Genomic DNA, 16,788 nt, shown 5'->3' on the forward strand with positions numbered 1-16,788 from the left:
TTATTGACTGAAGAAAAAGAGTATCAAATAAGCAGCAAAGATAAGCAGGGCAATAGTTACGGCTGTACTAACAGACCATTCCTTTAGTGTGCCAGGATAGGCAGCCTTCTCTTTTTGCAAATTTTTCTGGGCTTCCTTACCACCACCTGAAAGAGACAGCAAGATGATATCAGCACCGATTTTCATTGCGCCATAGGGATTTCTACTAAACCAGGCAAGAAATCCTGGCAATGTCTCTAAAACTGTTCTGCTTAAGAAAGCATAAATTCTAGCAAAGGGAACTCCAATTAGAGAGACTACTGCAGGGCCAGCCTTTCTATAAAACCAATCAGTATCAAGGTTAATCGATCTCTTCTCAGGCGGATAGATACGGGTATACATTAAAAAAGCAAAAGCAGAAAACGCACCAAATAATAACAATAGTTGAGAAATCACGTGGTCTGCTGTATACGGAACATAATCAACCATATTTGGCAAAATGCTGTAAAGGGCTTGAGGATACACTCCAATAAATATTGACAGGAAAGCCGCAATTCCCATCGCAACCAACATGTTAAGAGGAGCCTCTTTAGGTCTCTTGCCTGAATCATGAGCAAAAAAGGTAAAGAACGGAATTTTAATACCAGCATGATGAAACACACCCGCGGCCGCAAAGAGGAGCAAGAAATACACAATAGTCATTCCCTCATGGCCTGATGCTGTAATTATCATAGATTTTGTAGCAAATGCACTGAAGAGCGGAAGAGCCGAAATAGAAGCTGCACCAATCAAAGTGAAAATCATTGTTATGGGCATAGATTTATAGAGACCTCCAAGGTCAGTACCCTTTGCTGTACCGGTTCGATATAGCACTGCTCCCACGCCCATAAACAGCAAAGACTTAAACAATATATCGGCAAAGGCGTGGGCTACAGCACCATTAATAGCCAAAGGAATGCCAATTCCGATACCAACTACCATAAAACCAACTTGGTTAATTAAACTATAGGACAAAACCCTTCTAAGGTCATTCTCCAGTACTGCGAAAAAGATGGGGAATACCGCCATAACAAGGCCGGCTATTATGAGAATTTCCTCTCCAGGAAAAGCTCTCGCCAAGACATAAACTGCAGTTTTAGTGGTAAAAGCACTTAAGAATACAGTACCTGTTACACTTGCTTCGGGATAAGAATCCACCAGCCAACCATGCAGAGGTGGAATTCCAACGTTAACTGCTACACCAAGCAGGATTAAGTAGGAAGATAACCCACTTAATCCGATATAGCCAAAATCCGTGGAGCCAGTTTCGACGACCCTTAGTATTATACCTGACAGCAGACTCACTCCGCCGAAAAGGTGTACCAGCAAGTAACGAAATCCAGCACCTTGAGCTGCTTTAGTTCTATTTGACCATATTATAAATAAGGCTGATATAGTCAATAACTCCCAAAATATAAACAGGGTAATTAGATCACCTGAAAAGACAGCACCTAGGCCACTACCCGCATAAACGAAGGCTGCAATGTGCTCACCACTTTCTTTGACGTGCAAAGCATAGATAATGCCAATGAAAGTCGCAAGAATAAACACATAGCCAAAAACTAAGCTAAGTCTGTCGATTCTTAGAGAGAGATCTTTGTCCATTATTTGGCCGATTACATAGTTCCCTTCAGGAATTCCCCGTAAAACCAGAAAGGCAACAACTGGCAAAATAAGCATATAGACAGACTTTAATCTTCCCTTAAGAAATGGGATTAATAACGCGCCCATGATAAATACAATTGCCGGTGGAAAAATGCTAGTCATAATATTCTTCCTCCCTCATAATCAACGGGCGCAAATATTTTGCGATTAACACAAGAGAAAGACTTCCCACTAAACCAAATACAGCATTAAAAACAGGGAGTCCATCCCAATAGAAATAGGAATGTTTATGAACGAAAAAATCTGACACCAGAAGAACAATAAAAGACACTACAAACATTGCTAACAATGTCTTTCTAACTTTAGGTCGATCAAAAAAATCAGATTCTTTTTTCATTAGTAAATACCTCCCAAAGCACTGGCTACTGCAATCTTAACAAGGTTAAGGAGAAGCGGCGAGGCAAAGAATAAGACCAGAACTCCAGCGGCGGTAATTAGAATTGGTGCCACCATCAATGCAGGAGCTTCCTTGATCCCATGAACTTCTCCTGACTCCGGTTGCTTGAAGAACGCCGCATAGACTATGGGCAAAAAGTAAGCAGCATTAAGTAAAGTACTTACCACAATGACTATCAGTATGGGAATAAGTTTAGCCTCAAAGGTACCCATTATAAGATACCATTTGCTAATAAACCCACCGAAGGGCGGTACCGCTATCATAGAAAATGATCCTATGGTAAAAGCCGCCATGGTGAAGGGCATTTGTCTGCCGATACCATTAAGCTCGCTCACATTCTTTTTGTGAGTTGTAACATAAATCGCTCCTGCGACAAAGAACAAGGTTATCTTGCCAAAGGCATGAATAGTAATATGCATCATACTGCTGGTAATACCGCTGGGAGTCAGCAAAGCTACTGCCAATATGATATAAGAAAGTTGACTTATTGTAGAGTATGCAAGCCTTAACTTAAGATTATCCTGCCTCAACGCCATTATAGAAGCAGTGATAATAGTGAAAGATGCAAAGTAAGCTAAATAGGTACCAAGTCCAATTTTACTTAGCAGGTCGACCCCAAACACAAAAAGCAAAATCCTAATTACTGTGAAAACGCCGACCTTTACCACTGCAACAGCGTGGAGCAGGGCGCTTACAGGAGTGGGCGCAACCATAGCAGCTGGTAACCAAGAATGAAATGGCATCATACCTGCTTTTGCTATACCTGCGATATAAAGGACAAAAATTATGCTAATTATTGTATAGGAAGCTTTGCCAGCCAAAATTCCCTGACCGGCAAAGTCCAGAGTACCTGCATAATTATAAGTTAAAAACATAGCTGGAAGGAAGAAGAAAATCGAGGTGCCCAACAAATAGGCCAGGTATCTTCTCGCTCCTTTAATGGCTTCAGGAGTTTCTTCATGGGCAACCAGAGCAAAGGTAGTTACAGTAATAATCTCATAGAAGACAAATAGTGTGAATACATTCGCTGAAAAAGCAACACCCATGGCTGACGACAAGGCAATGGCAAAACACATAAAAAACCTTGTCTGAGCATGTTCATCCATGGAGCGCATGTAGCCTATTGCATAAACAGATGTTATGATCCACAAAAATGATGCTGTTAAGGCAAGAACCATCCCAAGTGAATCTACTCTGAACGCAATGTCAAGCCCCGGAAGAACCCTTGTCACATGATATTCAATAACCTTACCCGCAAGAATTGTTGGTAACATTGAAACTACCAGGCCGAATTTTAGCAAGGCGGCGAGCATTGTCCACATTTCTCTTAGGTTTGGAGATTTGCCAGAAAAACTTATAAGTACTACTGCCAGCAGTGAAACCAGAATTGCATATACCGGCCTCGCTGATTCGATTATTTCCAAGTTTATCACCTCATTATTTCAAAAGAATCATGGCCGCTTTTTCCGCCAAAGATACAGGTCCATAGGCAAAGACACCGAAAACCAAACACAGCATAGCAACTGTAAATGTAGGAATCAACATAGAAGCGGGAGCATCGTTAGACTTAGGCTTCCGGTGGTTATCATGTCCATGCTCAAGACCTTCTTCTCCCAGGGCAGGCTTAAACCATACGTTGTCTATAATTCTCCAGAAATAAATCGCAGTTAGAAGAGAGCTTAACAAGATTATTGGAACCAGCCACCACATTCCAATTTCGATTGAAGCAACAGAAAGATACCATTTACTAACAAACCCGACAGTCAAGGGAACCCCCGTCATGGATAATGCGGCAATAGTAAAAGCAGCCATGGTGAAGGGCATTTTTTTACCTAACCCCCGGAAGTTCTCTATGCTGGTAAGACCGGTTCGATAAACAACGGCACCCACTACAAGGAAGAGAGTACCTTTCATCAGAGCATGATTTAACAAATGTATTAGGGAGCCTATCATACCGTTGGTATTCATTAATGTAATACCGAGCAAAATATAACCGATTTGCCCAACACTCGAATAAGCCAACATTTTCTTAATATCGGTTTGCGCTAAAGCCATGATAGACCCTGCCAAGATAGCTGCTACCGCCAAAACCAGAAGAATATACTGGATGTTAAAGGGTGCCTGTGCATAAAACTCCAGAGAAAACACCGTAAACATTACCCGAATCAAGACATAGGCGGCTACTTTAGTGCCAGTTGCCGCCATAACAGCACTTATAGTAGAAGGGGCAAAGGCATATGCATTTGGCATCCAAAAATGTAACGGAAATACAGCCAATTTCATCAAAAGGCCTACCGCTAGAAACGTAAAAGCGGTAAAAATTGCCTTCGTGTGATAGAATTCGGGCAGCCTGACCGCCAGGTCAGCAATATTCAAGGTACCGGTCATTAGATATAGATACCCAATTCCCAGCAAGAAAAATGTAGCACCTATAGAGCCCATTATCAGGTAATTGAACCCTGCTAACAGGGCTTGACGCTTTTTGCCTAAAGCTATCAGCGCATAACTGGAAAGTGAAGTTATCTCTAAGAAGACATAGATGTTAAAGATATCTCCGGTAACAGTCATACCCATAATACCGGTTACAAACAAGAGATAAACACTATAGAAAAAAGGTTTTTTCTCTTCATCAATTTCGATGTCAATATTTTTTTTAGAGTATATTGCTCCGACAAAAGCCATAAAGGAAATAATTATCAGCACAAAGATATTTAGATAGTCAATTGCATACTCAATACCCCAAGGTGGTTCCCAGCCACTCATCCAATAGCTTATCCTTCCTTGTTCCAAAACAGTTTTCAACAGGGAAAGAGAGATAACAAAGCTTATGAAAGTTGTTATAGTTGCGGTATACCAACTTAATGCCCTGTTTATGCGACCGATTAGGGGGGTAATAATCGCGACCAGCAGGGGTATCACTATCAACAGAGCCGGCAAATGTTTAATCATTATGTTTGTTCAACTCCAGTATTTGATCTTCCTCTATGGTTCCGTATTGACGGTAAATAAGCATAACAATGGACAAAGCCACAGCGGTAGTGCTAATTCCTACCACAATGGCAGTAAGCATTAATACCTGAGGCAAGGGGTTATCGAAAAGAGGTTGTACACCATGCCCATGATTTAAGAGGATAGGGGCGGTTCCACCCTCAATTTTAGACATTGACACATAAAACAGGAGAACCGATGTTTGGAAGACATTCAACGCGATAATCTTTTTAATCAGATTTTGTTTGGCCATTATTCCGTACAACCCAGTACACAGCAAAATTATTACAATCCAATAATTATATTTCGCTAATATTTCAATCATTGTCATCTACCCTTACCGTTTCATAAAATAAGGTTATCATTACCGCGGCAACAGTTATACCTACACCTATTTCAATACCCATAATTCCAATGGTACTGGCAAATTTCGGGTCAGGCAAAAGTACATTATATTGAAGGTAGTTACCTCCAAATAGAAGCGCTATAACTCCGATACCACCATAAACTAAAACTCCCGAGGAAACCAACAGGTCTTTTGTCTTTACCGACATCCTCTGTTGAGCCTCTTTCAAGCCGAATACCAAGGCGTAAACAATGACGCTTACCCCCAGAATAACCCCACCCTGGAACCCCCCGCCAGGACCTAATTCTCCGTGGACTATTACATATAGCCCAAAGAGTTGAATAAACGGCAATAAAAATTTGGTTACTGTTTTCTTAATAATGTCTTTGTCCTGGTCTGTGACGGTCGGACTCTTTTCAGTTGGATTTATTCCAACACCACCGGCAGTATGTTTATTCATGTCCGTGACCCCGTCCTTTTCTGTGAATCTTTAGTGCCCTGCCTCCTGTTCGATCCCCTGAGAAGAAGAATCAGACAAAAACCGGCCGTCGCTACCACAGTAGTTTCGCCTAGGGTATCATAGCCCCGGTAAGAGGCCAAGATAGCAGCCACAACGTTTAGCTGACCTGTCTCTTCGTAGGAGTGCTCCAGATAATAGGGCGTAACATGAGTATTTGGCGCAATATTAGGATCGCGCAGGTTGGGAAGGTCGAGGGTTCCATAAAGCAGTACAGCTGCAACGCTAACCGAAACTAGCAGAGCAGGTATGTTCATGTGTTTACCCTCATCTACATATTTAGTGCGGCTTAAGATAATTATAAACAAAACCGTGGAAATACCAGCACCCACAGCCGCCTCGGTAATAGCTACGTCTACTGCATTCAGTCGGACCCACTCAATAGCCATCACCAGGCTGTAGACTGAGAAAATCATAATAGAACTAAATAAACCTCTTACGAACAATACTGCAATACCACATACTACAAGAAAAAGTGGAATGGCTATATCAATCATGCCTTCAACTCCATAAATCTGATTTTATGTTTATCTTTTTAACTCAACTTTGGCTTTCTTACCGGCAACATTAGAAGCAGAGGATACAGCAAAAGGGTCGGTTTCCAGATTCTTGCCGCCCTTCTTCCAAGGTTTAACACCTTTCATATAAGCTGCCTTGGCCAAAAAGTGGGTAGCCGTGGAGTTAATAATCAAAATCATAACCATAATAATCAGCAATTTAAGGCTTACCTGGTTAAATCCTGAATAAATAATCAGTCCGATAATAATGGAGGATTGCCCCATGGTATCTGCCTTGCCTGCAGCATGCATCCTGGAAAAGAAATCAGGAAATCTGATCACCCCAATGGAGGCAACCAGTAACAAGAAACATCCTATGGTCAGGAATACTCCCGTAAAGAAAAGGCGAATATCTATATGCATATTTTCCCATCCCGTTGCTTAAATTTTATTTTCATCAGTCCAAACGACCAGACTCAACATATTTTAGAAAAGCTAATACTGCAGTAAAGTTAATCAGGACATAAACAATGGCGATATCTATAAAGACGTCTGGCCTGTCATACATAAAACCAACCAAGAGCAGGATCACCACCGTTTTGGTACCTAAAAAGTTTACTGATAAAATCCTGTTAAAAACGAAAGGGCCAACAACTGCCCGATATAGGACAAGCACTGCAGCTAATACGATAATAATTGTAGCTAATTCAAACATATTAACCATGCGCTTTGCTCATCTCCTCGCCTTCTAATTCCTTTACCTTGGCCAGCATTTCGCCAGATAATAAATCTTGAGCAGTTTTTTTTGTCAATGCATGAACAATAAATTCATGATGGTCAGCCTCAATTGTGACAGTTCCAGGTGTAAGGGTGATTGAATTGGCCAAAAGCACAATACCCAAGTCTGTTTTTAAATCATGTTTAAATCTTACAATAGTAGGGTCAATAGGCATCTTGGGATCCAAGACGACGTATATAACATGCAGGTTTGATATCACTATTTCCCAGGATAACCATAAGAAATATTTAAAAAGGAGAATAATTCTCCTTATGTTTGGTCCCCTTTTAATTTTGCCTATTAATAAATCGTGGGACCAGTAGGCCACCAGCAGACTAGAAACCACCCCCAATATCAGGAAAATAGGTTCTGTTTGCCCGGATAAACTAAACCAGAAAATAAACATTAACATGGCTGTTAGTAAAAAACTGAGCATTTTTCCACAACTCACAATCTTTTGTTATTCTTGGTCACTAGTGGAATATTTGGTTTTATTGTTAGTGGCAATAGTATGTTCAGAACACCTCTCCTCAAAAAGCACCCCCCATAAAGTTTTTCAAGTGGGATTTTGGCAGTTGCCAAGTAGATTTTATAGACATTTTTACACTTAAGAATTTTACCGAATATCAGTATTGAAAAGATCGTTTGCAGAACTCTTTAATAATAATCAGCTTACAGCCTGAAAAAGCTATTTAAATTAATAATGACATTATGTAAATTACATAAACTAGAAATTTATGGGCATGCAAAACTTCGATATAAATCCCTAACAACCGTTTGCTGTCACATACAGCCTATAATCGGTCATAAACATATCATATACATTAAAGCATGTCAAGAATTTATAAAAGTAATTAAGAATGTTTCGATAACTTTTGAATCTTTAGTTACGGCAATAAGCTTTACAAAATTATTACAATTTTTTTAATGTTTTTTCTACATAACAGCTTATCACTATGAAATTAATGTGTCTAGAGGGAATCAGCATGTTCTTAATCAATATTCTTGATCAGTATTCCTAATGAAATATTATTTATAACGAGGTGGCTCAAAGCTTTGCATTGAGCCACCTCGTTTTTCATTAATATACCCTAAGAACCTTCCACTTCGACAAGCCTTCTAAAACCAATTCATAGTATTCTGAAGGTCTATTTGGGGTTGGACCATCTTACGAAATGTCCATTTTGCGTTCTTTGCTTACTTTACTGGCAAAGAGCACCGTAATTCCGGCGGTAATTAGGAGTCCGGCCGGATAGGAAATGCCAGTTGCCAGACCGAAGCCTTCCGGAGCTTGTAAGAGATAGGTGAAAGTGACTGCCGTCATGAAGATGGCAGGAATTGTGGCAATCCAGTGAAGGCGTTTTTCCTTGACCAGAAACATAGCAGCGGCCCAAAGAAGGATCATCGCTGTCGTTTGGTTTGCCCAGGAAAAGTATCTCCAGAGGAAGTTGAAGTCGATCTTGCTTAAGGCGAAAGCAACGACAAACAGGGGAATAGAGATAGCCAAGCGTTTAGAGATAGGCTTTTGGCTCATTTTAAAGAAGTCAGCGATAACCATTCGAGCACCGCGGAAGGCAGTATCTCCGGAAGTAATCGGGAGAATGATAACTCCGATAATAGCCAGCGTTCCACCGACAGCTCCAAGCATAGTAATGGATACGGTGCGGACGACTCCAGCGGGACCGCCCGCTGCTAAGGCTTCTTGCAACCCTCCAGTTCCACCAAAGACCGCCATTCCAGCTGCAGCCCAAACAAGCGCAATAGCGGATTCTGCGATCATCATGCCATAAAATACTTTACGCCCGTATTTTTCATTTTGGACCGTACGAGCAATAAGCGGAGATTGGGTCGCATGGAAACCGCTGACTGCACCACAGGCGATGGTAATAAAGAGTAAGGGCCACATGGGCAAATTCCCAGGATGAAGATTACTTAAGGTCAATTCAGGAATAGTATATCCTTTAACAACCAATCCGACACCGACGCCAACAGCCATGATAATAAGCAGGAGACCAAAGACAGGGTAGATCTTACCGATAATTTTATCGATTGGTAAAAGTGTAGCCAAGATATAGTAGAAGAAAATCACTGCAGTCACGACACTTAAACTAATCCAAGACGGTGTTAGAGTAACAATAAGGTTGGCAGGACCGGCAACGAAAACCGTTCCCACGAGAATTAAGAGTACCACAGAAAAGACATTAACAAATTGACGCATACCTTTGCCCAGATACTTACCCACAATATCCGGGATCTGTGCGCCGCCGTTTCTCACGGAAAGCATACCACTAAAATAGTCGTGGACTGCACCCGCAAAAATTCCTCCGAGAACGATCCAGAGAAAAGCAACCGGACCCCATAAAGCACCCGCGATCGGTCCAAAGATCGGCCCCAGACCAGCAATGTTTAAGAGTTGAACCAGGCTTCCTCTGTTTGATTCCATAGGAACATAGTCGACTCCATCCGTTTTGGTATAGGCTGGAGTTTCAAGGCCTTCATTGATTCCAAAAACCTTTTCTACAAACTTACCATAGACCATGTAACCAACGATCAGTGCTACAAATGAAAGTAAAAAAGTAATCACAAGAATCCTCCTCTCAGATTTAAAACTAGAATAATTGCTGTCAACTGACTGACCTTAGTTTAAATCATGCCAGGAGGAAGATGTGAATTTACAGTCTACAATGTCGAATATGATGTCTGAGAGTGAGTTTTCTAAGTACGTTTTGTGAAAATGCTCTGAATTAAATCTCCAGAAGATCTTTTAATGCTTTGACATAGGCTCGGCTCACCGGTACTTCAGACCGTTTTTCGTCATTTAATATTAGCGTGTACGCTCCATTAAACCAAGGGACCAGTTCATGTACAAAGCTTAAATTCACTAAGTAGCTTCGGTGAGGTCGAAAAAAAGGATAACTCGCTAATTTTTCTTCGAGTGTTTGTAGAGTGTACTTAGTTGAATACACTTTACTAGAGGTTTTGATAAAGACATCCCTGGTTTCACGATAGACATAGAGAATATCTTTAGGATCAATTAAAACGACGCTTTCTTCCCCTTGAACTGCAAGTTTTGAAATTTTTGGAGTCTGAAATCGGCCAGCCACCGTGGATACACTATCTTTGGCGATTTTTTTGAGAAGTTCCACCAGTGAATTATTGAGTGTTTCATTCTGCGAATCGAGTTTAGAGTCACCGACTCTTTGTCGAATTCGTTCAACTGTTTTTAAGACGCGTTCCTCATCAAAAGGCTTCAGCAGATAATCAATAGCATTGACTTCAAAGGCTTGAATGGCATGTTTATCATAAGCTGTTGCAAATACAATCATTAAAGCCGGATCTTCTTCAAGCAATTTCCTGGCCAGGGTTAAGCCATCAAGATTGGGCATCTGGATATCTAAGAAGGCTACATCAGGCTTAAGAGTCAGGATTTTTTCTAAAGCTTCAGCGCCTTGAGTTGCCTCTCCCACAATCTTGATATCTTCGCATTGTTTTAAGAGATAAATCAATTCATCCCGAGCAAGTGGTTCATCATCAGCGATAACTACTGAAATCAAGCTATACCCCCTCCCTGCTGCAGTGGAATTTTAAACCAGATGCACGTTCCCCTCTCCAGTTCACTGTCAATATGCAGTTGGGCTTCCTCGCCAAAATGGTACACCAGACGCTGGTTCACATTATATAGGGCCAGGCCTGTTCCTTCTTGAGATTCGATTTGAGTGTGGAGTAATTTTGAAATTCGTTCCGGGGAAATTCCAATTCCGTTGTCCTTCACAGAAACCAGGGCACACCCTTCAACCTCTGTTACATGAATGATAATTTCGCCGTTTTTTTCAAGCCCTTTTAATCCATGACGTATCCCGTTTTCGACGAGAGGTTGAAGGGTAAGTGGCGGTAGGAGAACATTTTCCAGCAAAGGATTGATCTCAAGTTTAACACTTAAACGTTCTGTGAAACGGGCTTGCTCGATATCAAGATAAGCAGAAGTATGGTCAAGTTCCTGCCTTAAAGTAATGAATTCGTAAAGAGAGGCGTTTAAGTTCTGTCTGAAAAAGTTTCCAAGTTGAATGAGAATTTTACGTGCCATATTGGGTTGAGTGCGGACGAGAGCGACAATAGTATTTAAGGAATTAAACAGAAAGTGTGGGTTAATCTGAGCTTGGAGGGCTTTGATTTCAGCCTCTCGGATAAGTTGAGCATGATTCTGAGCGTCGACCACTTCAAGCTGATGGGAGAGAAGTTTACCTAAACCTTGAGCTACTTCTTCATCTACTGGTTTAATCTGTTTGGCATTTGAAAAATAGAATTTCAAAACCCCAATCACTTGATCTGATTTTTTTAAGGGCACAATGATTGCCACCGCAAGTGGGCAGCCTTTTTGGGGACAGTGAATTTCAGCTAAGGATCTAGGTATGTACAGTTTTCCGGTTCTGAGTACTTGCTTTGTCGCATCAGTCAAAACCGTATGTCCCGGCAAGTGATGATCATCCCCTAACCCTACATGGGAGAGAATCTTTTCATGATCTGTAATTGAGACGGCGGAAACACCTGTTGTTTTTAAAAGAAGCTTAGAAATTTGGGTTGCTGATTCTTCGGTAAGTCCTCTACTGAGATTGACCAACATTTGATCTGCAATATGGAGAACTTTTTGAGCTTGATTGGCTTCAATACGGTCCTCTTCGTGTATGACAGTCCGTATAATCACTACAAAAAGTGCGATTCCTAAGCTATTTGCCAGGACCATCGGAAGGGCAATAACTTGAACCAAAGCAACTGCACTTTCCCAAGGTTTAGCCATCAAAAGGATAATCAGCATTTGAGATGTCTCCGCAGCAACCCCTGTCATAAATGCTTTTGAGGTAGGGAGGATTCTACGATTCCCGATCTTAAGATAAACGAGGCCGGCAATTAAGCCTTCCGTCACTGTGGAAATCCCGCAAGCTAACCCAGTAAAGCCACCAAGGAGAGTTCTATGAATACCAGCGATCAGTCCTGCTCCAAGACCAACCCAAGGCCCCCCTAAAAGTCCGCCGATTACGACACCAACGACCCGCGAGTTCGCGAGAGCCTCTTCAAAGCCGATTGCTTCTACGCGGGGAATCCAAAGAAGAGAGTCCGTACTTGGCCGAATCGAAATCCCTGTATACGTGCCGACGATTCCGAATAACCCAAATACTAGCGAAAGCTGAATGATCGTCCAACGATCAAGCTTATGATCGATGAGGTTACGAAACGTCGTTAGCCGAGTTAGGATAAAGGCGATGGCCACGATCAGCCCGATATGTTCAATCATTAGGAATAAGAGTTGCACAGTTAGGAGGCTCCTTTACATTTTATCCATTTTTAAGCTATCACTTCTGAATTGCAATTTCAATTGATCAATTCAGAGAATTCAACCTCTTCAAGTGGGTGTTCCTTATTATACTAGCTCTTCATTCCAACCCCGAAAATGCCCACTCCACATTTTGGGCAACACCCTTGATTCAAACAATTAAGCAAGACAGGTTCGCGTCGAATCACACCCTCACCGCACTGAGGACAAAACGTCGTACTGCCGCCTCTAATATTTCCCAAATATACATAAGGAAGATGTTCTTTGGCAATATCCCATGCTCGCTCCAAGGTCTTTCGCTCTGTAGGCGGAACCGTGAGTCGATAAGCCGGATGGTAGGCACTCAAATGCCAGGCCAGCGGAACATTAAGCTGGCGCAGCCAACGAGCCAATTCGGTCAGCTCTTGAGGACTGTCATTTGCCCCTTGAATAATGAGTGTTGTAATTTCCAGATGAACCCTGCCGGCCAAACGCTCAACATTATCTAATACCCAAGCCAGTTTGCTTCCACAATAGTGGTGATAAAAATCCTCTGAGAATGCTTTTATATCAATATTCACCGCATCCAACCATGGAATCAGCTCCTCGAGAAAGCGCGGAGAAATAGTTCCGTTACTAACTAAAACTACCTTCCCTCCTTGTGCTCGTACAAGGGGGGCGGTATCTCGGATCATCTCAAACCACACGCTCGGCTCTGAATATGTAAAACACAGCCCTAATGATTCTTTTTCCTGCAAAGAAAGCTCTGCCAGCTCCGGAGGAGTGACCTTTCTTCCAACTTTATGTTGTTGGGAGATCTCGTGATTTTGACAAAAGGAACAGCTTAGGTTGCAGCCAAAACCCCCAACAGAGACAATCCAAGAACCGGGATAAAAATGATAAAGGGGTTTTTTCTCAATCGGATCCATATTCCAGGCCGCCACTTCACCATATGTTTTAGATACAACCTCTCCTTCTCGATTTTCCCTGACATGACACCGCCCTGACTGACCATGTCGCAATTGACAACGTTGGGGACACAGCAGACAACTCGCATTATAGGATTCCGTATGCTCCTTAATCATCTCATGTTGCTTTTCATTATTCATAATGCCTCTTAACCTCAAAGCGCCAAAGTTCAACCGGATCTCCTGCTGGAATCCCCGCCTTTTGTTTAGCAATATTAATTTGATCCGAAACCGTATCAACCCCTTCTAAATGGGGGAGTAAAAGTCCGCTTCTGCCACCTTGGCGAACAACAACACCATACTTCCAAGGATCCAACCCTTCAGGTCCTGATATTTTCTCAAGTTCCCCCAGAACATCTACCGTGAAACTTATGGTATCTAATTCCTCGCTTTGAACAGGACGAAAACGTGGATCTTGGGTTCCGGCAGCAATGGCATTATGTTGAATTTCTAACGCTAGATTTTCCTGCCAGGGCTCAGTGGTTCCAATACATCCCCGTAAATTTCCGCCTTGTTTTAGCGTGACAAAACACCCCCTCCGTCCAGTCAACTCGTTGGACATGTAGCTTAAGTCCAATAGCTCAGAGTTCCTCCCTTTTAAATAGGAAGTTAGACAACGTCGCGCCCACCGTGGCAAAGGTGAAGAATGATATAAATCTGCTACCAGATATCCTACCCCAAACGGTCCTTCATAAGAAAGCACTTCAGGTGCTCCCTCTTTAGCAGCCAGCGCCAAGCGGAGACTCCGATACCCACATTCCCCGGCTTTGTCCATGAGAGCTTCCGACAAATTGTCTATTTTCTTAGAATCCCTCTGAAGAGTATTTACCACGAATTGGTCAAATTCAGGTCCTGCAGGATCAAAGCCATAGGGTCCATCCTCTTTCAAGCGATGGGAGAGGTCCCCACTAGCCACAATAGCATAACGTCCGGGTAAATCCTCGAGGATTTGTCCTATACGCTCACCATACTCTTCCGGTCGTTCTAAGGGCATTCCTAAGAGAACAACCTTTCCTTTCCACCCTGCTTTTTGCAAGAAATAGAGGGGCACAAATGCGCCATGATCGATAGAACCCTGTATCGGAACAACTCCCGAGAGATTTTGAAATTGTGCCATAACCACTAGATCATTCTCAAAGGACAGACTGACCTGAGCTGCCCCAAACTGAGCAAAACTCCCTTGCATAATATTATCCACTGCGAGAGTCATTCCATCTTTAATAAGCGGGGCATGGGGTGAAACCAGGATGACCGTCTCAACCTCCGCTTGAGCTATGCGCCGTGCGACTTCCTGATAGGCGTCTAAGCTCGCTTGACATTTACGTTCCTCTCCCCGACCCACCTCTGGAATTAGGAGGGGCGGGTGCGGAACAAATATTGTATAAATTAAACTCATGATAAACACTTCCTTTTTGAAATATCATTTATATCTTAATACAAAACACTGCTTTTCACTTTGTGTTCTTGCCTGGTTTACAAATATCCTGCTTATAATCATTTGTTCATATTCAATAACCAGGGTTCTCCTTTTACAACTCTAAAATACTAACTCAAATTCCTCCTTAATTTACAACCTGGAGTTTTTGAACTCCTGGTCTTCTTGATGACGTTGATAAAATCCGACTAACCGGGCAAAACTAACCTAAAGTATTCCTCTGCTACCTAAAATCCCAATATCTTGCTTGATTTATTCTTATAAAGTCAGGTATACTTAAATTTAGTTGTGTCCTCAAAAGAGCTTTTCGCTAATACATAACAACTTCAGGAGGTAGATCACTATGAACAAACAAACTCTCAATACTCAGAATGCACCTGCGGCTATCGGACCCTATTCTCAAGGGGTTAAAGTAGGAAACTTGATTTTCACATCCGGACAACTTCCTATAAACACCCAAAGCGGAGAATTGGTGGCTGATATTGAAGGAGCTACTAAACAATCCTTAGATAATGTCAAGGCGATTTTGGAGTCCTCCGGTTCTTCTATGGACAAAATCGTTAAAACTGTGGTCTTTCTAAGAGATATGAATGACTTTGCTGCCATGAATACCGTATATGCCACCTACTTCCCCAATAATCCACCAGCCCGATCCGCTGTACAAGTAGCTCGGTTGCCTAAAGACGCTATTGTAGAAATTGAAGCGATTGCTCTCACTGAATAAGTAAAACCCAAAAGGATCCATGAAAACTAATTTTAGTTCATGGATCCTTTTGGGCTTTAACTAAGAATTCACTCAGCCTGTTTAATCCAACCCGTCGGTTACCTACGGGTACCTATCTCCACAAGCTTTTCAGCTAAACTAGCTATCTGTCCAAGGGCTAATGACAGCTCGGCAGCCGCAGAAGCTTGAGACTCTGTAACTGTACCCAGTTGATTTATCCCTTCAATCAAATTAAGGACGGAATTTTGAACAGTGTTTAAGTCCATCTCAATTTCTGTTGTCGATACTCTGGTGGATTGGGAAAGCTTCCGGACTTCATCAGCGACAACTGCAAACCCTCGACCGAATTCGCCAGCCCTAGCTGCCTCAATAGATGCGTTCAGCCCCAGAACATTTGTCCGCATAGAAATCTTATGAATTTCATCCTTCACTATACCTGTATGTTCAATTTCCTGAAGAACACGGGTAGTCTCAGTTTCCATATTTCTGACCGTTGCCGCAAGTTCCTCAGACGAAGCGGACAAGTTTTCAGCAGAGGCAGATATTTGCTCTACTGATGCTAAAATATCCTGACCTGAGTCGATCAATGTATCATACTTAGCAACTGAAATGTCAATCATTGCACACCCGACCACACTGCCGTTTTCTTTGATCGGGTAACCTATTCCCACGTAGGCAATTCCCAATACCTCTTTAGGTACACGCCTTATAATACGCTCTCCTGTACGAATGGCTTCTTCTGATATTCCACCTTTAGGCAGAGGATCACCCACTTCAATTTTCATGTTCAGGTTAGGACTCGGATACCAGGCTAACACTTTCTCTGTATCTAGAATACATACCGCTACTTCCTCATCAAAGAGTTGTGGTAACTCCCTGGCAACTTCTAAAAAGGCCTCTAGTTTCACTTAATTCACCCTCTCAATTCTCTTCTCACTCACTTCACACTTTATACTTAAGAGTTCAAAGCTGGACTCAAATTTACAACTTAATCTAAATGTTGCTCAATCCTGGAAGCACTTTCTTAGTTCGTCGTTATTGTTGTAGGGATTCCTGTAATAAACTTTAAGAGGGAATCTCTTCTGTTGATTCAATGGTGAACTTTGTCCAACTCAACAAATAACCTAAAAAGACTGATGCATGGATC

The 16,788-nt window shown here is 42.0% G+C and carries 17 protein-coding genes; 1 reads left to right on the forward strand and 16 read right to left on the reverse strand.

Annotation, left to right across the window (positions count from 1 at the left end):
• The 15 genes from LJE72_RS10620 to amrA form a co-directional block, all read right to left on the reverse strand.
• A complete protein-coding gene (locus LJE72_RS10620; protein WP_229247557.1) occupies positions 1-1,785 on the reverse strand; it encodes a Na(+)/H(+) antiporter subunit D in 1,785 nt (594 codons plus the stop codon).
• A complete protein-coding gene (locus LJE72_RS10625) occupies positions 1,778-2,020 on the reverse strand; it encodes a hypothetical protein (protein WP_229247558.1) in 243 nt (80 codons plus the stop codon). Before LJE72_RS10625 ends, LJE72_RS10620 begins: the two co-directional genes overlap by 8 nt.
• Entirely contained in the window at positions 2,020-3,504 is a 1,485-nt protein-coding gene (locus LJE72_RS10630) for a monovalent cation/H+ antiporter subunit D family protein (protein WP_229247559.1), read from the reverse strand. The genes LJE72_RS10625 and LJE72_RS10630 overlap by 1 nt, the downstream gene beginning before the upstream one ends.
• Before the next feature lie 13 nt (positions 3,505-3,517).
• A complete protein-coding gene (locus tag LJE72_RS10635) occupies positions 3,518-5,029 on the reverse strand; it encodes a monovalent cation/H+ antiporter subunit D family protein (RefSeq protein WP_229247560.1) in 1,512 nt (503 codons plus the stop codon).
• Positions 5,022-5,393 carry a cation:proton antiporter subunit C gene (locus tag LJE72_RS10640; RefSeq protein ID WP_229247561.1) on the reverse strand — a complete coding sequence of 124 codons (372 nt, stop codon included), beginning with the start codon at positions 5,391-5,393 and terminating at the stop codon, positions 5,022-5,024. Before LJE72_RS10640 ends, LJE72_RS10635 begins: the two co-directional genes overlap by 8 nt.
• Complete coding sequence (locus LJE72_RS10645; protein WP_229247562.1) at positions 5,386-5,874, reverse strand: Na(+)/H(+) antiporter subunit B; 489 nt, start codon at positions 5,872-5,874, stop codon at positions 5,386-5,388. Before LJE72_RS10645 ends, LJE72_RS10640 begins: the two co-directional genes overlap by 8 nt.
• Positions 5,871-6,428, reverse strand: coding sequence for a DUF4040 domain-containing protein (locus LJE72_RS10650; protein ID WP_229247563.1), 558 nt, complete (start codon positions 6,426-6,428; stop codon positions 5,871-5,873). The genes LJE72_RS10645 and LJE72_RS10650 overlap by 4 nt, the downstream gene beginning before the upstream one ends.
• Before the next feature lie 30 nt (positions 6,429-6,458).
• A complete protein-coding gene (gene mnhG, locus LJE72_RS10655) occupies positions 6,459-6,851 on the reverse strand; it encodes a monovalent cation/H(+) antiporter subunit G (protein ID WP_229247564.1) in 393 nt (130 codons plus the stop codon).
• 34 nt (positions 6,852-6,885) lie between these two features.
• Entirely contained in the window at positions 6,886-7,152 is a 267-nt protein-coding gene (locus tag LJE72_RS10660; protein ID WP_229247565.1) for a monovalent cation/H+ antiporter complex subunit F, read from the reverse strand.
• Complete coding sequence (locus tag LJE72_RS10665) at positions 7,145-7,642, reverse strand: Na+/H+ antiporter subunit E (RefSeq protein WP_229247566.1); 498 nt, start codon at positions 7,640-7,642, stop codon at positions 7,145-7,147. Before LJE72_RS10665 ends, LJE72_RS10660 begins: the two co-directional genes overlap by 8 nt.
• A 732-nt stretch (positions 7,643-8,374) precedes the next feature.
• The gene (locus tag LJE72_RS10670; protein WP_229247567.1) at positions 8,375-9,790 is read right to left on the reverse strand and encodes a carbon starvation CstA family protein; all 1,416 of its coding nucleotides are present in this window, start codon (positions 9,788-9,790) and stop codon (positions 8,375-8,377) included.
• A 160-nt stretch (positions 9,791-9,950) separates the two neighbouring features.
• Complete coding sequence (locus tag LJE72_RS10675) at positions 9,951-10,760, reverse strand: LytR/AlgR family response regulator transcription factor (RefSeq protein WP_229247568.1); 810 nt, start codon at positions 10,758-10,760, stop codon at positions 9,951-9,953.
• Positions 10,757-12,514, reverse strand: coding sequence for a LytS/YhcK type 5TM receptor domain-containing protein (locus LJE72_RS10680; protein ID WP_229247569.1), 1,758 nt, complete (start codon positions 12,512-12,514; stop codon positions 10,757-10,759). Before LJE72_RS10680 ends, LJE72_RS10675 begins: the two co-directional genes overlap by 4 nt.
• Before the next feature lie 113 nt (positions 12,515-12,627).
• Complete coding sequence (amrS, locus tag LJE72_RS10685) at positions 12,628-13,623, reverse strand: AmmeMemoRadiSam system radical SAM enzyme (RefSeq protein WP_229247570.1); 996 nt, start codon at positions 13,621-13,623, stop codon at positions 12,628-12,630.
• Positions 13,616-14,878 carry an AmmeMemoRadiSam system protein A gene (amrA, locus tag LJE72_RS10690; RefSeq protein WP_229247571.1) on the reverse strand — a complete coding sequence of 421 codons (1,263 nt, stop codon included), beginning with the start codon at positions 14,876-14,878 and terminating at the stop codon, positions 13,616-13,618. The genes amrS and amrA overlap by 8 nt, the downstream gene beginning before the upstream one ends.
• 382 nt (positions 14,879-15,260) lie before the next feature.
• Between amrA and LJE72_RS10695 the strand changes: the two genes are divergently transcribed.
• Positions 15,261-15,641: a RidA family protein gene (locus LJE72_RS10695; RefSeq protein ID WP_229247572.1), complete on the forward strand. Its 381-nt coding sequence runs from the start codon at positions 15,261-15,263 to the stop codon at positions 15,639-15,641.
• Positions 15,642-15,739: 98 nt separating this feature from the next.
• On the opposite strand, the gene LJE72_RS26505 is transcribed toward LJE72_RS10695, so the two are convergent.
• Complete coding sequence (locus LJE72_RS26505; RefSeq protein WP_312038916.1) at positions 15,740-16,549, reverse strand: methyl-accepting chemotaxis protein; 810 nt, start codon at positions 16,547-16,549, stop codon at positions 15,740-15,742.
• Between the last annotated feature and the right edge of the window lie 239 nt (positions 16,550-16,788).

This window comes from Desulfosporosinus shakirovi, assembly GCF_020595055.1.
In the GTDB taxonomy this organism is placed as follows: Bacteria; Bacillota; Desulfitobacteriia; order Desulfitobacteriales; family Desulfitobacteriaceae; genus Desulfosporosinus; species Desulfosporosinus shakirovi.

Excerpts from the sequence above, each read along its gene's own strand:
- LJE72_RS10660 (WP_229247565.1), bottom strand. The coding sequence starts at position 7,152 with ATGGTTAATATGTTTGAATTAGCTACAATTATTATCGTATTAGCTGCA.
- LJE72_RS10620 (WP_229247557.1), bottom strand. The coding sequence starts at position 1,785 with ATGACTAGCATTTTTCCACCGGCAATTGTATTTATCATGGGCGCGTTA.
- LJE72_RS10625 (WP_229247558.1), bottom strand. The coding sequence starts at position 2,020 with ATGAAAAAAGAATCTGATTTTTTTGATCGACCTAAAGTTAGAAAGACA.
- LJE72_RS10645 (WP_229247562.1), bottom strand. The coding sequence starts at position 5,874 with ATGAATAAACATACTGCCGGTGGTGTTGGAATAAATCCAACTGAAAAG.
- mnhG (WP_229247564.1), bottom strand. The coding sequence starts at position 6,851 with ATGCATATAGATATTCGCCTTTTCTTTACGGGAGTATTCCTGACCATA.
- LJE72_RS10695 (WP_229247572.1), top strand. The coding sequence starts at position 15,261 with ATGAACAAACAAACTCTCAATACTCAGAATGCACCTGCGGCTATCGGA.
- amrS (WP_229247570.1), bottom strand. The coding sequence starts at position 13,623 with ATGAATAATGAAAAGCAACATGAGATGATTAAGGAGCATACGGAATCC.
- LJE72_RS10635 (WP_229247560.1), bottom strand. The coding sequence starts at position 5,029 with ATGATTAAACATTTGCCGGCTCTGTTGATAGTGATACCCCTGCTGGTC.
- LJE72_RS10665 (WP_229247566.1), bottom strand. The coding sequence starts at position 7,642 with ATGCTCAGTTTTTTACTAACAGCCATGTTAATGTTTATTTTCTGGTTT.
- LJE72_RS10650 (WP_229247563.1), bottom strand. The coding sequence starts at position 6,428 with ATGATTGATATAGCCATTCCACTTTTTCTTGTAGTATGTGGTATTGCA.
- LJE72_RS10640 (WP_229247561.1), bottom strand. The coding sequence starts at position 5,393 with ATGATTGAAATATTAGCGAAATATAATTATTGGATTGTAATAATTTTG.
- amrA (WP_229247571.1), bottom strand. The coding sequence starts at position 14,878 with ATGAGTTTAATTTATACAATATTTGTTCCGCACCCGCCCCTCCTAATT.